Source organism: Sphingopyxis sp. LARHCG72, from assembly GCF_052871675.1.
Window position 1 is genome coordinate 157,245 of record NZ_JBIXJU010000002.1, and the last position, 13,695, is coordinate 170,939.

Here is a 13,695-nt window from a genome sequence, read left to right on the forward strand (position 1 = left end):
CTTCCGGGCCCCGTTTTCGTACCTAAAGGACCCGCGTCATGAAACGGCTGAACGGGTCGGGCTGGTAATCGGCGAAGGGTTCGCACTCGGTGAAGCCATAACGCTGGTAAAGCGCGACCGCGGGTTCGAAAGCGCCGCTCGATCCGGTTTCGAGGCTGAGGCGTTCGAGACCGCGGGTCCGCGCGACCTCAAGAATATGGTCGAGCATATGCGCGGCGACGCCCTGCCGCAGGAACGATTCGGCGGTGCGCATCGACTTGATTTCGCCATGCGCGCCATCCAGCATCTTGAGCGCGCCGCAGCCCGCAAGCTCGTCGCCGCGGTGGATCGACCAGAAGGTCACACCGTCGGCGCGCAGCCCGTCGAAATCGAGGAAGTGGCAGCTACCCGCCGGCGAGTTCGCGAGCATGCCCGCGAAATGCACCTCGAGCAGCGCACGGATCGCGGCGCCCGACAGATCATCCTCGACGATCCGCCAGGCGCCCGCATCGATCATCAGAGAAGCTGGTCCAGCGTCTGGAGGCACGCGTGCGCGAGCAGCTTCGAGCGTTCGGGCGACCAGCCGGCGACCGGATCGGGCAGGTCGCGATTGTCCTTGAACGGCATTTCGAGCGTCATCGACACCGCGCCGAAACGTTCGGCGAGCTGCGTCGTCGACATCGATAGATTCGCCTGTCCCGGCGCAGTCTGCTCATAGCCGAGGTCGAGCTGGAAATCGGGGGTGTTCGCGGCGAGCGCCGCCTCGAACGCCTTATATTTTTCGGTCTGCTCCGCCTTGAGCGACGGAATGCCCTCGAATCCCGCGAGGAAGACCGCGGGGATCGCCTCGTCACCATGGACGTCCATCGCCCAATCGACGCCGGTTTCGTCCATCGCGTTCCGCACGCACAGCACTTCGGGGCTGCGCTCGGCGGTCGGTTCGTGCCATTCGCGGTTGAGGTTCACCCCGGCAAAATTGGTGCGCAGGTGGCCGCGGCACGAGCCGTCGGGATTCATGTTCGGCACGATGTGGAAGCGGCATTTGGCGCGCAGCGAGCGCGCGTGAGGGTCGGCGGGATCGACGAGCTTTTCGAGCGCGCCTTCCATCCACCATTCGGCCATGCTCTCACCCGGATGCTGGCGCGCATAGAGCCACACCTGCGTCTCGCCCGTACCCATTTCGAGGCAATCGATCGGCTGGCCTTCGAGGCTGGTGCCGAGGCAGCGGTAGGTCACGCCTTCGCATTCGGCGATCTGTGCGACCAGGTCGTGATGCCGTTCCATCGAATAGGGCGCGAAATAGGCGATATAGAGGATCGGGCTTTCGGCGGTGTGCTGGATCGTCAGCGTGCCGGCGTCATAGCTGGTGTCGAGGCGGAACCAGGTTTCGCGATCGGTGCTCGCGCAGGCGGCATAGCCCGGCCAGCCATCGGGATAGGCCGAGCCGGCGAGTCCGGTGATCGCGAGGTCGAGCGCATCGCCCACCGCGCACGACACGCGGAAGTGGAACCACTGGAAAAAGTCCGAGTCGCGATCCTTGCGGATCGACAGGCGGGCGGAGGTGCCGTCGATGGCCTCCACGACGATATTGCCGCTGTCGAAAGCGGCGTTGATGGTGATGGTCATGGGACGCTGATAGTGCGTCCGGATTCGCCGGGGAAGTCCTTGAATAGCGCCTCGGCCAATTTCGCCGCGGCGAGGCTCGGCTGGTTGGCGGGCGCCTTCACCGGCACCGCGGTCAGCGCGCGGCCTTCCCAGAGCGCCTTGCCGCTGGCGGCATCGTCGATGCGCACCGAAAGCTGGAGATCGGCCATCCGCTTGGGACCGCCGCCAAGGTTGATCCCGATCCCGAGTCCGACCCCCGACCCATAGCTGCCCGTCGAGCCGCCGACCCCGACCGAGACGGGCGAGCGGCGGGCTTCGGCGAGTTGTTCGCTGCGGTCGAAGGAAATGCGGACGAGGAGCGGCGCGCGTTCATTGCTGCCCGCCGCGACGAGTCCCTGCCGCTGGAGCTGCTGGTCGACCGCGGTGCGATAGCTGTTCCATTCGAGCGACGGCATCGCCGCGCCCGGAACGCCTGCCCCCGGCGCATCGAGCGGCGCGGTCGCGATGGCATAGCGCGTCCCCGGCGCCCAGCTCGGCGCCGCATTGGTGTGGAAGCGCGTGACTTCGACCGGGGGAACCGCGGTGGCACAGCCGCCGAGAGCGAGCGCCGCTGCCAAGGGCAGGGCGACGGAAAGATGACGCGTCATCCGCGCATCATGCGCCAGCAATTCTGGCTTGGCAATGAACGGGATGCGCGCGCATCCCGCCTCATCGGCCGATCAGCGATAGAAGATGTGGTTGTCGATCTGCGCGATGCGCGTCTTGCGCCAGCCCGGCGAAACATAGCGCGCGTGGAAGAAGAGCGCGCCCGGAGCGTGGTTCTTCCAGCTGCCGTCGCGTGCGATCTGGGCGATCGCGACCGCATTGTTCCACTGTGCCCCATTGCGGATGGCAGGCATCCGACCGCCGCGCACGAAGCTGAACTGGCTTTTCTGGTGGACGACGCCGCACAGGCTCTTGGGGAAACGGCCCGACTGGGCGCGATTGAGCACGACATGTGCGACCGCGAGCTGGCCAGGGAGCGATTCGCCGCGCGATTCGAAATAGACCGCACCGGCAAGGCAGCGCAACTCGGCATCGAGCTTCGCCGGTTTCGGCGTTTCTGCGACGAGTTCGGCGAGCGATTCCGCGGTCACCGGCGCCTGCTTGGGCGCGGGAGCGGTTTCGTCGGGGGTCTGGGTATTGGCTTCGACCGGCGCCTCGGCTTCGGTCGGCAGCTCCGCCGTTTCACCCGTCACCGGCGCATCGGCGCCCGGCAGGATGATGGCGGGAAGATTGGCGTCGGCAGCAAGATCGCTTGCAAAGCCGGGTTCCGCCAAAAGCAGCATGGTGGCGGCAGTCATGCCGACGGCAGCCACGCTGGCTACGTTCAGAATGCGACTCATATTGTCCGTCAAAAGTGCGGCCGATGAACCGAACCTCTCAAAACAGGCGGGGGACTATCGTCCAGTATCGCCGCCTGCGGTCATCGTCCGACTGCGTGTCCAATCCGTTTGCCGGGTCCCTGCAAAAAAGGCAGGCAACCCGCGGAACGACCTACGCGTTATCGAATGGGCGCCACCTATGTTGCGCCGCAACAGAGTCAAGTTAACGCGCCCCACTCCGCGACGAGTCGTGGCGCATCTGCGATATCCAGTTCGATGAGCCACAGATCGGGATCCGCCTTTCGCCGCCGATCCTGATAGTTTGCGCGTGATTCACCATCTTTTGCGTCGGTCGGACCAACCGCCTCCCAGATATAGTGGCCGTCCGCCGAAAAGCGCCGTTCGAGCAGCGGTCCCGGCTCGCCGCGTTCGCTGCACTGGACGAGGATGATTCCCGCGGTGTCGTCACCCTTGGCGAGCACAGTCGCGAAACCGCCCGCCGCCTCCGCACGGCGGATCAGCAGGTCGACGAGGAAACGGCTTTTGAGGCGGGTCACGGGAGTCTGTTTTCTGTTTCAGCTTCGCTGAAACGATACGGCACCGGCCCGCTCCCCCTCCCGGCTTCCCTACTGTAGTATCCTAGGGGAGGCCGGGAGGGGGAGCGGGCCGGTGCCGTATCCACGTCAGTGGATCAATCTACGCCGCGTCACGCGTTTCGGTGTCGGCGAGGAGCGCATAGAGCGCTTCGTCGCTCTTCGCGCCGCGCAGCCGTTCGGCGATCGCTTCGTTGCGGAGCATCCGTGACACGCCCGCGAGCGCCTTCAGGTGATCGGCGCCGGCGTCGAGCGGCGACAGCAGGACGAACAGGAGGTCGACCGGCAGGCCGTCGACCGCGTTGAAGTCGATCGGCTTGGCGAGTTGCAGGAACAGCCCGCGCACGCCGCCGAGGTCGGCCATCTTGGCGTGCGGCAGCGCGATTCCGCGACCGAATCCGGTCGAGCCGAGGCGTTCGCGTTCGAGCAGCGCTTCGCTGACTTCGCCCGCGTCGAGCCCGAGCGAACGCGCCGCGAGGTCGCCGACGAAGGGGAACAGCGCCTTTTTCGAATCGAGCTGAACATGCGCGCGCACGGTCGCCGGATAGAGAAGGGAAGAAAGATTCATTGCTCTGGTCAAATCTTGTTAAAACCCGGCCACCGCCAGAAACCATGCTGGCAAGCGATCGCGGATCTGTCGTGGCAGGCCCCCCGCCAACCCGGCTTCGGGCATCGTTGGGCGCGGCCCTTAAGCCGGATGGCGGAGAAAATCCAGTCCTATCGTGGTTCGACCCAGCCGATCGTCCCGTCGTCGCGGCGATAGACCATATTGTGCGCCCCGGTCTTGCTGTTGACGAACAGCAGGGCATTGGTGTTGCGCAGGTCGAGCATCATCACCGCGTCGGACACGCTGCTGCTCGGGATATCGACGCGCGTTTCGGCGATGATCGCGGGCGCGTCGCCCGCATCCTCGTCGTCGCCGCCGTCGAACACGGTGTAGCTGGCGTTGTCTTCGATCTCGTCGACCGTCGGCGACGGCTGCGCGACGCCGTTGTTGTGATCCTTCAGCCGCCGCATATAGCGCCTGAGTTGTTTTTCGATGCGCTCGGCGGCGCCTTCGAACGCGACATGCGCGTCTTGCGCCTGGCCATGCCCCTTCAGCACCAGCCCCTGCATCACATGCGCGACGATGTCGCACTGGAAACTGTCGTGCGGCCCCTTCCCGAAGGTCGCATGCGCCCCGATCGCGCGCGAGAAATATTTGTCGGCAATCGCGTTCATCCGGTCCGACACATGCGCCTGGAGCGCTTCGCCGGTTTCGATCTGGTGGCCAGAGACGCGGATTTCCATTTTTCTTCTCCTTCTTGGCCGGCGCGATGACTTAAGGGAGGGTCATCACACCGTATCGAGCCACAGCGGCTGGTTCAGCCCTGCGACAAATTCGGCGTGGCGCGCGAGTTCGGCGGCCGACGCCATATGGGGACGGGGTTCGCGAAAAGGACGATCGGAGCCGGCCGATGCGGCAGGCACGGGGGCGGTCGAAGCGGCGGCGCCCGCAGCAGCGGCGGCGAGTCCGAGGCCGATCTGCCGCCCGCCGGTCATTTCGATATAGAGATGCGCGAGCAGTTCGGCGTCGAGCAGCGCGCCATGCTTGACGCGATGGCTGCGATCGATGCCGTAGCGCGTGCAGAGCGCGTCGAGGCTGTGCTTCGCGCCGGGGTGGAGCTTTCGCGCCATCTGCACCGTGCAGCACATGCGCGCCATGTCGAGCGCCGCGCGGCCCGCGCGCGCCAGTTCGGCGTTGACGAAACCGAAGTCGAAGACGGCGTTGTGCGCGATCAGCGGCGCATCGCCAAGGAATTCGATCAGCTCGTCGACGCGCGTCGCGAACAGCGGCTTGTCCGACAGGAACTGGATCGACAGCCCGTGGACCGCTTCGGCCGCGGCGGGCATATCGCGTTCGGGATTGAAATAGGCGTGGAAGGTGACGCCGGTTTCGCGGCGGTCGACCAGCTCGACACACCCGATTTCGACCAGCCTGTCCCCGGTCCTGGGATCGAAACCCGTGGTTTCGGTATCGAAGATAATCTCACGCATCGAAGCTATAATCTGGACCCTATCGGGCGCGGAAACAAGAGGCGATGAAGCGAATTTGCCGGTGCGTCTCGCTTTTGGGACGGCCCGTTTCGATGATGAAATCGGCGCGCGCGCGCTTGACGCGGTCGGGAACCTGCAGGCGGCGGATCGCCTTGAGCTTGGCCGCGGTCATGCCGGGACGGCGCATCACGCGCTTTCGCTGCATCCACGCGGGCGCCGAAACGACGGCGATCGCACCGACCCGGCGCCAGCCGCCCTTTTCGAAGAGCAGGGGAATGTCGAGCACGACAACATCGCGTGCGCGATTCTCGGCAAGAAACCGTTTTTGCGCCTTGCCGACCGCGGGGTGGACGATCGCTTCCAATGCGGCGAGTTCGTGGGTGTTGCCGAGCACGAGGCGTCCGAGTTTCTGGCGGTCGACGCCCTGCGGGCCGGTGGTGCCCGGAAAGCGCGCCTCGATCGCGGCAACAAGCGCGCCGCCGGGGCCTTGCAGCCGGTGCACCTCGGCGTCGGCGTCGAAGACAGGGACGCCTTCGCGCTCGAACATCGCCGCCGCGGTCGATTTTCCCATGCCGATCGATCCGGTGAGGCCGATGACGAAGGGACGGCGGAGCCGCGATCCGGGGCGCGGGCGGTGGGTCATGTCCAGATTATCCGGCCGTCAGCAGCGCACGAAGTTCCTCGTCGCGGCCCTCGGGCGGGGTGGCGCCGAAGAAAAGCTCGAAAGCGAGCGCGGCCTGGCCGATCAGCATGTCGAGCCCGTCGACGGTGTCGAGCCCGCGCGCCTCGGCCGCTTTGAGAATCCCGGTCTGGAGCGGCGAATAGACGAGGTCGTAGACGATCGCGCCCTCGGGAAGCGGCGACAGGTCGAGCTCGAGCGGGGGCTGGCCCTTCATGCCGAGGCTGCTCGAATTGACGAGCAGCGACACCGGAGGAAGCTGGGCATCAAGCGCGACGACGTCGCCCTTGAGGCCGAAGGTCGCGAGCAGGCCCATGGCTTTGAGCGGCGAGCGGTTGAGGATCGTCACCGGGCCGACGTTGGCGCGGGCGAGGGCAAAGAGGACCGCGCGCGCGGCTCCGCCCGCGCCGACGACCGCCACCGGCGCGCCTTCGAGATCGAGTTCGGCGAGCGGGGCATAGAAGCCCGCGGCGTCGGTGTTGGTGCCGATCAACGCGCCGTCGGGCTGGCGGACGATCGTGTTCATCGCGCCGATCGTACCGCGGATATTGCCGGGATCGTCGACAAGATCCATCACCGCGGCCTTGTGCGGCATCGTGACGTTGCAACCGCGCCAGTCGGGATCGGCCCGGCGTTCCTCGATATAAGCGGCGAGGCCTTCGGGTTTCACATGCGCGCGGGCGTAATCGCCTTCGAGCCCGAGCGCGTCGAGCCAGAAGCCGTGGATCAGCGGCGATTTCGACTGGGCGATCGGGTCGCCGATCACTTCGGCATAAGGCGTGCTCATTCCGGCGCCAGCCCGGTCGCGCGCAGCCACGCCAGCAAGGGGAGCATCGGCATGCCGATGATGGTCCAGGGATCGCCTTCGACCCGTTCGAACAATTGCACGCCCGCTCCTTCGATTTCGTAACAGCCGACGGTCCAGCGGATGCTGTCCCAGTTTTGCGCGACATAGTCGGCGATGAACGCATCCGACAAGGGGCGCATCCAGAGCTTCGCTTCGCCGATCGCGCGCCACACGGGCGCCCCGTCGCGCGCCGCGACCGCGGCGCTGAACAGCCGGTGGCGTGTCCCCGCCATGCGGCGGAGGTGATCGGCGGCCTCTTCCGGGCTCTCGGGCTTCGACAGCATCGCGCCGTCGTCGAGCGAGAGCGTCGAATCGGCGCCGAGCACGGTGACCCCCGGCAGCCGCGACGAGATTTTGACGGCCTTTGCCTCGGCGAGTGCGTCGGCGATGTTGCGCGGGGTCTGCCCGGCGGCGAGCAGCGAGGCGGTGAGCGCTTCCTCGTCGACATGCGCCGCGCTCGTTTCAAAGGTCAGTCCGGCGGCGCGGAGCATCGCGGCGCGGCCGCTGCTTTGCGAGGCAAGGAGGAGGGTCATGCGGTGCCGCGGTCTTCGACGAGCTTGATCACCGCGGCGGCGGTTTCCTCGATCGAGCGACGCGTCACGTCGATCACCGGCCAGCCATTGTCGGCGAACATGCGCCGTGCATAGGCGAGCTCGGCCTTCACGCGCTCGTCGTCGACATAAGCCGTTTCGGGCGCCTGGTTGAGCGAGAGCAACCGGTTGCGGCGCACCTGCACCAGCCGGTCGAGCCCTGTGGTAAGCCCGACGACCATTGGGCGCTTGAGGTTGTAGAGCGCGTCGGGCGGCGGCGATTCGGGGACGATCGGGATATTCGCGGTCTTGAAGCCGCGGTTGGCGAGATAGATGCTCGTCGGGGTCTTCGAGGTGCGCGACACGCCCGCGAGCACGATGTCGGCCTGTTCCCAATTTTCCCAGCCGATGCCGTCGTCGTGCGCGACGGTGAACTGAATCGCCTCGACGCGCGCGAAATAGGCGGCGTCGAGCGCGTGCTGGCGGCCGGGGCGCGCCTTCGCTTCCTGCCCGAGCATCCGCGACAAGGCGTCGGTGACCGCGTCGAGCGCGGCGACGGTCGGCAGGTTGAGCGCCCCCGCGCGGCGCTCGAGGCTGACGCGCAGCTCGCCGTTGACGAGGGTGAAGAGGATCATGCCGGGGCTCGCCTGTACCTCGGCCATGATGCGGTCGAGATGCGATTCCGATCGCACCATAGGCCAGAAATGGCGCACCACCTCGACATCGTCGAACTGCGCGATCGCCGCCTTGGCGATATTTTCGAGTGTCTCGCCCGTGGAGTCGGATATGAGATGAAGGTGGAGCCGGCCCATCGCGCCACCATGGCGGGAAAGTGCCGAAAAAGGCAATCCCGGATCAAGCCCGGGAGGACGAACAAGCCCCTGTGGATAAGTTTTGGCATAAGCGCAGGGATGATTTCGGCAGGCAGGATTCATCCCCGGGCGTGCCGATTCCGCTCCACCGCTTATCCACAAGGGATGAATCTTATCCACAGGCTGTGAATTAGGGGGAAAGCGCCGAACGACTCTGCGGACGGCGGCGCCGCACGGAGAGTCAAGCTGTTGGCAAAAGGGACGCCCCGGCCTAAAGCCGCGCTTGTCCGCCGACCAACAAACCACCACAATCCTATTTAAATATTTATGAAGAGAGAAAGAGGGGCCGCGTGAAGGCGTCATCGAAGAGTCTGCTCGCAACGCTGCGCGGGGTGCGGCAAGAGCGCCCACCGCTCTGGCTGATGCGCCAGGCCGGACGCTATCTGCCCGAATATCGCGCCCTTCGCGAAACCAAGGGCGGGTTCCTCGAGCTTTGTTACGATCCCGAGGCCGCCGCCGAGGTGACGTTGCAGCCGATCCGCCGCTTTGGTTTCGACGGCTCGATCCTCTTCTCCGATATCCTCGTCATCCCGCACGCGCTCGGCCAGCATCTGTGGTTCGAAGCGGGCGAAGGACCGCGGCTTGCCCCGCCGCTGGTCGACAGCGCGCTGGCGTCGCTCGAAGCGGCACCACAGCGGCTCGACCCCGTTTACGCGACCGTCGCGCGCGTGGCCGCCGCGCTGCCGCCCGAAACGACCTTCCTCGGCTTTGCAGGGAGCCCCTGGACGGTTGCGACCTATATGGTGGCAGGGCAGGGGTCGAAGGATCAGGCCGCCGCGCGGCGCCTTGCATTCGGCGATCCTGCGGCCTTCCAGGCGATCATCGATGCGATCGTCGAGCTTTCGGTCACCTATTTGTCGGGGCAGATCGAAAATGGCGTCGACGCGGTGCAATTGTTCGACAGCTGGGCGGGGAGCCTGAGCCCCGCGCAATATGAGCAATGGGTGATCGCCCCCAACGCCGAAATCGTCCGCCGGCTGAAGGCGCTGCATCCCGATACGCCGGTGATCGGCTTTCCCAAAGGGGCGGGCGGCAAGCTGCGTGCCTATGCCGACGAGACCGGGGTCGATGCGATCGGGCTCGACGAGACGGTCGATCCGGTGTGGGCCGACAAGGCGCTGCCGCCGCATCTGCCGGTGCAGGGCAATCTCGACCCGCTCGCGCTCGTCGCCGGCGGGGCTGCGCTCGATACGGCGATCGACCGCATCCTTGCAGCTTTCCCGTCGCGTCCCCATATCTTCAATCTCGGCCATGGCATAGTGCCCGACACGCCGATCGCGCATGTCGAGCATCTGATCAGGCGCGTTCGCGGCGGATAATCTATGGAACTTGCGGGATTCTTGGGGGCGACGATGCTTTGGGTCAAAGCGGCGCATATCATTTTCGTGATTTTCCTGATGGCCGGCCTGTTCATGATGCCGCGCTTCTTCGTCTATCACCATCAGGCGCCCGTCGGGTCCGACGAGGATAAAAAGTGGATCGAGCGCGAGGACCGGCTGCGGCGGATCATCCTCAATCCATCGCTCAACATCGTCTGGATCCTTGGCCTGATGCTCGCTTTCAACGGCGACTATTGGCGCGAGGGCTGGTTCATCGCCAAACTTGTCCTCGTGATCGCGCTGTCGGGCTATCACGGCTGGCTGATCGGCTATTTCAAGAAGCTGAAGAAGGGCGAGCGCCCGCTGACCGAAAAGCAGCTCCGTCTGCTCAACGAGGTCCCCGGGATCGCCGCGGCGATCATCGTCATCCTCGTCGTCGTCCGCCCCTAGAATCCGCGTATTCGGGCGCAGCGTGATTGACTTGGACCCGGCCCGGTTATAGGGGCCGGTCAACCCCGCTCCGTGCGGGCGGCGCGTCCTTGCGCCGACGCTATCTTTAACGGTCGTCCCACGGCCGGATAGGCACCCCAGCGGTGCAACGAATTCGTTTCATTTCTCCCTGATTTTCTACCCGGAATCCATCCCATGCACCTTAAAGAACTCAAGACCAAAGCGCCCGCCCAGCTCGTCGAAATGGCGGAAGAACTGGGCGTCGAGGGCGCATCGACGCTGCGCAAGCAGGACCTGATGTTCTCGATCCTGAAAGAACTCGCCGAAGAGGGCGAGGAAATCATCGGATCGGGCACGATCGAGGTTCTCCCGGACTCGTTCGGTTTCCTGCGCTCGTCGGACGCCAATTATCTCGCCGGTCCCGACGACATCTATGTCTCGCCGAACCAGGTCCGCAAATATGGCCTGCGCACCGGCGACACCGTCGAGGGCGAGATCCGCGCCCCGCGCGACGGCGAACGCTATTTTGCGCTGACCAAGCTGATCAAGGTCAATTTCGACGATCCCGAAGCGGTGCGTCACCGCGTCAATTTCGACAACCTCACCCCGCTTTATCCGAACCAGAAGCTGTCGCTCGACACCGTCGACCCGACGGTGAAGGACAAGTCGGCGCGCGTGATCGACCTCGTCAGCCCGCAGGGCAAGGGTCAGCGCGCGCTGATCGTCGCGCCGCCGCGCACGGGTAAGACGGTGCTGCTGCAGAATATCGCCAAGGCGATCACCGACAACCACCCCGAGGTCTATCTGATCGTCCTCCTCGTCGACGAACGTCCCGAGGAAGTCACCGACATGCAGCGCAGCGTGAACGGCGAAGTCGTCTCCTCGACCTTCGACGAACCCGCGACGCGCCACGTCCAGGTCGCCGAAATGGTGATCGAAAAGGCGAAGCGCCTCGTCGAGCACAAGAAGGATGTCGTCATCCTCCTCGACTCGATCACCCGCCTCGGCCGCGCCTACAACACCGTCGTCCCGTCGTCGGGCAAGGTGCTGACCGGCGGTGTCGATGCGAACGCGCTCCAGCGCCCGAAGCGCTTCTTCGGCGCCGCGCGCAACATCGAGGAAGGCGGTTCGCTGTCGATCATCGCGACCGCGCTGATCGATACCGGCAGCCGCATGGACGAAGTGATCTTCGAAGAATTCAAGGGCACGGGTAACTCGGAAATCGTGCTCGACCGCAAGGTTGCCGACAAGCGCATCTTCCCGTCGCTCGACGTCGGCAAGTCGGGTACGCGCAAGGAAGAATTGCTTGTCGAGAAGGACAAGCTGTCGAAAATGTGGGTGCTGCGCCGCATCCTCATGCAGATGGGTACCGTCGACGCGATGGAATTCCTGCTCGACAAGATCAAGGATTCGAAGACCAACGAGGATTTCTTCGACAGCATGAACCAGTAGGTTCGGGTCGCGATGGCCGTGGTCGAACATGCGTTGCTTCCCGTACGCGCGGGAAGCGAAGCAGCGTTCGAAGCGGCCGTCGTCGAGGCAAAGCCGCTGATCGAAGCGTCGCCGGGCTTTATTTCGCTGGAAATCCGCCGCCCGGTCGATCCGGGACAGCCTTACCTGCTCCTAGTGCAGTGGCGCTCGGTTGCCGATCATCGCGACGGCTTTCGGACCTCGGAGCGGTATCAGCGGTGGCGGGCTCTGCTGCACCCGTTTTACGACCCGGTGCCCGCGGTCGGCTATTTCGGCGACCCGCTGTGATGGCGCCGATCTTTTGACGACAAAAGCGTGAAAGCCGGCCCGGTGGGGCTGGCTTTTTTTCCGTTCGCTTCCCATCTCGCGAACATGTCCAGATTGCACATGACCCGCGTCGCGGTCGGCTGTTCCGACTATCCGGCGCTGCAAGCGCGGATCGCCAACTATGCGACAAACGGCGAGATCCGATTCACGACGCGGTTCCGGCCCAAGCGCGCCGACGAACTGGTCGGCGGCAAGCTGCATTTCATCGTGAAACACACGCTCGTCGCGCGCGTCGAGATCCTGCGGTTCGACGATCGCAGCGATGGGCGGGTCGATATCGTCTGTGTCGCCGAACTCGAACGCATCCACCCGCAACCGAAACGCGCGCATCAGGGCTGGCGTTACCTCGCCGATGCCGATGCGCCGAAGGGCGTAGACGATGAAAGCGGGGTGGGCGACTTGCCGCCCGAACTGTATCGTGAGCTCGCCGAACTGATGCTGATCTAGCGCGCCTGCGCCGCGAGCATCTCGGCCATTTTTTCCCAGACCTTGTTGATCGCCTTGAGCGGTCGGACCATCACCTTGAAATCGCTTATCTTTCCGTCGTCATTCCAGCGAATGATGTCGACGCCGTTGATCAGGATTCCGTCGAGGCTGCTCTGGAACTCGAGCACCGCCTGGTCGCCGTCGACGATCTCGCGCAGATAGCGGAAATCGTCGCCGCCGAGGACATGGCTCGCCGCGTGGAGATAGGCGAACACCTTGTCGCGCCCCTCCTGCGGCGTGTGGACGACCGGGGAGTGGAACACCGCATCCGCGGCGAGCAGGTCGCGCAGCGCCTGCGGATCGCCGCCGCCCGCCATATAGGCGTGCCAGGCAGCGAGGCCGGGATGCGGCGCGCTCATGCGAGCTTCTCGGCGAAGAAGGCGCGGGTGCGGCCGTCGGCGATCTGGGCGCCCTCTTCGTTGCGGCGATTGCCCATCGTCGCCGCGAAACCATGGTCGAGGCCGGGATAGTCGTGGAGCGTCACCTTCGGATGCGGGTCGAGTGCTTCGTGAACCTTCGCCTGCGCCGCATGGTCGACGAAATGATCCTCGGTCGGGATGTGGAGCATCAGCGGGTTCGCGATCGCGTGGCTTTCGTTCAGCATCTGGTCGATCATGACGCCATAATAGCCAACCGACGCGTCGATATCGGTGCGCGTCGCCGCCATATAGGCAAGGCGGCCGCCGAGGCAGAAGCCGACGCAGCCGATCTTTTCGGCGCCCTGGCTGCGCAGCCAGTGGATCGCGGCCTCGATGTCCTTGACCCCGTCGTCGGCGTCATATTGGCCGAAATAGTCGAGCGCCTGCTGGAATTCGGCTTCGATATCAGGGCTGAGTTCGACCCCGGGGGCGAAGCGCCAGAAAATGTCGGGTGCGATCGCCAGATAGCCTTCGGCCACCCAGTCGTCGCATTTCTTGCGGATGCCTTCGTTGACGCCGAAGATTTCGGGAATGACGATGATCGCGCGCGTGCTGTCGGCGTCGGGGCGCGCGACATAAGCGGGGATCGTGCCGGCGCCGTCGAGCGTCGGGATCTGGGTGTTGGTTGCGGCCATGTGGGGAGCTCTCCTGTCTCTTGCTTCTTTGCTGTGAAAGCGCGAAGCTAGCGGGGCGAAGAGCGCGGCTCAAGCGGCTAACC

At 65.1% G+C, this 13,695-nt stretch carries 19 protein-coding genes; 5 read left to right on the forward strand and 14 right to left on the reverse strand.

Annotated elements, in window-relative coordinates; translation table 11 throughout:
• Window positions 1–22: 22 nt before the first annotated feature.
• From ACIPPQ_RS05890 to ACIPPQ_RS05945, 12 genes are all read right to left on the reverse strand, one after another.
• Window positions 23–496 carry a GNAT family N-acetyltransferase gene (locus ACIPPQ_RS05890; protein ID WP_446543234.1) on the reverse strand — a complete coding sequence of 158 codons (474 nt, stop codon included), beginning with the start codon at window positions 494–496 and terminating at the stop codon, window positions 23–25.
• On the reverse strand, window positions 496–1,605 hold the full coding sequence (locus ACIPPQ_RS05895) for a M14 family metallopeptidase (protein ID WP_446543235.1): 1,110 nt from the start codon (window positions 1,603–1,605) through the stop codon (window positions 496–498). The genes ACIPPQ_RS05890 and ACIPPQ_RS05895 overlap by 1 nt, the downstream gene beginning before the upstream one ends.
• Entirely contained in the window at window positions 1,602–2,231 is a 630-nt protein-coding gene (locus ACIPPQ_RS05900; RefSeq protein WP_446543236.1) for a DUF4136 domain-containing protein, read from the reverse strand. Before ACIPPQ_RS05900 ends, ACIPPQ_RS05895 begins: the two co-directional genes overlap by 4 nt.
• Window positions 2,232–2,303: 72 nt before the next feature.
• Window positions 2,304–2,969, reverse strand: a complete 666-nt coding sequence (locus ACIPPQ_RS05905) for a cell wall hydrolase (RefSeq protein ID WP_446543237.1) — start codon at window positions 2,967–2,969, stop codon at window positions 2,304–2,306.
• Between the two features lie 197 nt (window positions 2,970–3,166).
• Entirely contained in the window at window positions 3,167–3,505 is a 339-nt protein-coding gene (locus tag ACIPPQ_RS05910; RefSeq protein WP_446543238.1) for a DUF1491 family protein, read from the reverse strand.
• 139 nt (window positions 3,506–3,644) lie between these two features.
• Entirely contained in the window at window positions 3,645–4,109 is a 465-nt protein-coding gene (locus ACIPPQ_RS05915) for a PTS sugar transporter subunit IIA (RefSeq protein WP_327456666.1), read from the reverse strand.
• 149 nt (window positions 4,110–4,258) lie between these two features.
• Window positions 4,259–4,831: a ribosome hibernation-promoting factor, HPF/YfiA family gene (gene hpf / locus ACIPPQ_RS05920; RefSeq protein ID WP_327456668.1), complete on the reverse strand. Its 573-nt coding sequence runs from the start codon at window positions 4,829–4,831 to the stop codon at window positions 4,259–4,261.
• 45 nt (window positions 4,832–4,876) lie between these two features.
• Window positions 4,877–5,578, reverse strand: coding sequence for a DNA polymerase III subunit epsilon (dnaQ, locus tag ACIPPQ_RS05925; RefSeq protein ID WP_446543239.1), 702 nt, complete (start codon window positions 5,576–5,578; stop codon window positions 4,877–4,879).
• A 19-nt stretch (window positions 5,579–5,597) separates the two neighbouring features.
• Complete coding sequence (gene coaE / locus ACIPPQ_RS05930; protein ID WP_327456671.1) at window positions 5,598–6,221, reverse strand: dephospho-CoA kinase; 624 nt, start codon at window positions 6,219–6,221, stop codon at window positions 5,598–5,600.
• A 7-nt stretch (window positions 6,222–6,228) separates the two neighbouring features.
• Entirely contained in the window at window positions 6,229–7,044 is an 816-nt protein-coding gene (aroE, locus tag ACIPPQ_RS05935; protein WP_446543240.1) for a shikimate dehydrogenase, read from the reverse strand.
• A complete protein-coding gene (locus ACIPPQ_RS05940; protein WP_446543241.1) occupies window positions 7,041–7,637 on the reverse strand; it encodes a Maf family protein in 597 nt (198 codons plus the stop codon). Before ACIPPQ_RS05940 ends, aroE begins: the two co-directional genes overlap by 4 nt.
• Window positions 7,634–8,446 (reverse strand): pyruvate, water dikinase regulatory protein, encoded by an 813-nt coding sequence (locus ACIPPQ_RS05945; RefSeq protein WP_327456676.1) that lies wholly within the window; start codon window positions 8,444–8,446, stop codon window positions 7,634–7,636. Before ACIPPQ_RS05945 ends, ACIPPQ_RS05940 begins: the two co-directional genes overlap by 4 nt.
• Before the next feature lie 350 nt (window positions 8,447–8,796).
• Here ACIPPQ_RS05945 and hemE point away from each other — a divergent pair, with 350 nt between their 5' ends.
• The 5 genes from hemE (at window position 8,797) to ACIPPQ_RS05970 (ending at window position 12,519) form a co-directional block, all read left to right on the forward strand.
• Window positions 8,797–9,825: a uroporphyrinogen decarboxylase gene (gene hemE, locus ACIPPQ_RS05950; RefSeq protein ID WP_446543242.1), complete on the forward strand. Its 1,029-nt coding sequence runs from the start codon at window positions 8,797–8,799 to the stop codon at window positions 9,823–9,825.
• A gap of 33 nt (window positions 9,826–9,858) precedes the next feature.
• Window positions 9,859–10,275 carry a CopD family protein gene (locus ACIPPQ_RS05955; RefSeq protein WP_446543243.1) on the forward strand — a complete coding sequence of 139 codons (417 nt, stop codon included), beginning with the start codon at window positions 9,859–9,861 and terminating at the stop codon, window positions 10,273–10,275.
• 195 nt (window positions 10,276–10,470) lie between these two features.
• The gene (gene rho, locus ACIPPQ_RS05960) at window positions 10,471–11,727 is read left to right on the forward strand and encodes a transcription termination factor Rho (RefSeq protein ID WP_037557490.1); all 1,257 of its coding nucleotides are present in this window, start codon (window positions 10,471–10,473) and stop codon (window positions 11,725–11,727) included.
• Window positions 11,728–11,739: 12 nt separating this feature from the next.
• Window positions 11,740–12,033, forward strand: a complete 294-nt coding sequence (locus tag ACIPPQ_RS05965) for an antibiotic biosynthesis monooxygenase family protein (protein ID WP_446543244.1) — start codon at window positions 11,740–11,742, stop codon at window positions 12,031–12,033.
• Window positions 12,034–12,132: 99 nt separating this feature from the next.
• Window positions 12,133–12,519: a DUF1489 family protein gene (locus ACIPPQ_RS05970; protein WP_446543245.1), complete on the forward strand. Its 387-nt coding sequence runs from the start codon at window positions 12,133–12,135 to the stop codon at window positions 12,517–12,519.
• Here ACIPPQ_RS05970 and ACIPPQ_RS05975 read toward each other — a convergent pair.
• Together ACIPPQ_RS05975 and ACIPPQ_RS05980 are read right to left on the reverse strand one after the other, a co-directional pair.
• Entirely contained in the window at window positions 12,516–12,917 is a 402-nt protein-coding gene (locus tag ACIPPQ_RS05975; protein WP_446543246.1) for a nuclear transport factor 2 family protein, read from the reverse strand. The genes ACIPPQ_RS05970 and ACIPPQ_RS05975 overlap by 4 nt on opposite strands.
• A complete protein-coding gene (locus ACIPPQ_RS05980) occupies window positions 12,914–13,612 on the reverse strand; it encodes a dienelactone hydrolase family protein (RefSeq protein WP_446543247.1) in 699 nt (232 codons plus the stop codon). Before ACIPPQ_RS05980 ends, ACIPPQ_RS05975 begins: the two co-directional genes overlap by 4 nt.
• Window positions 13,613–13,695: the final 83 nt, after the last annotated feature.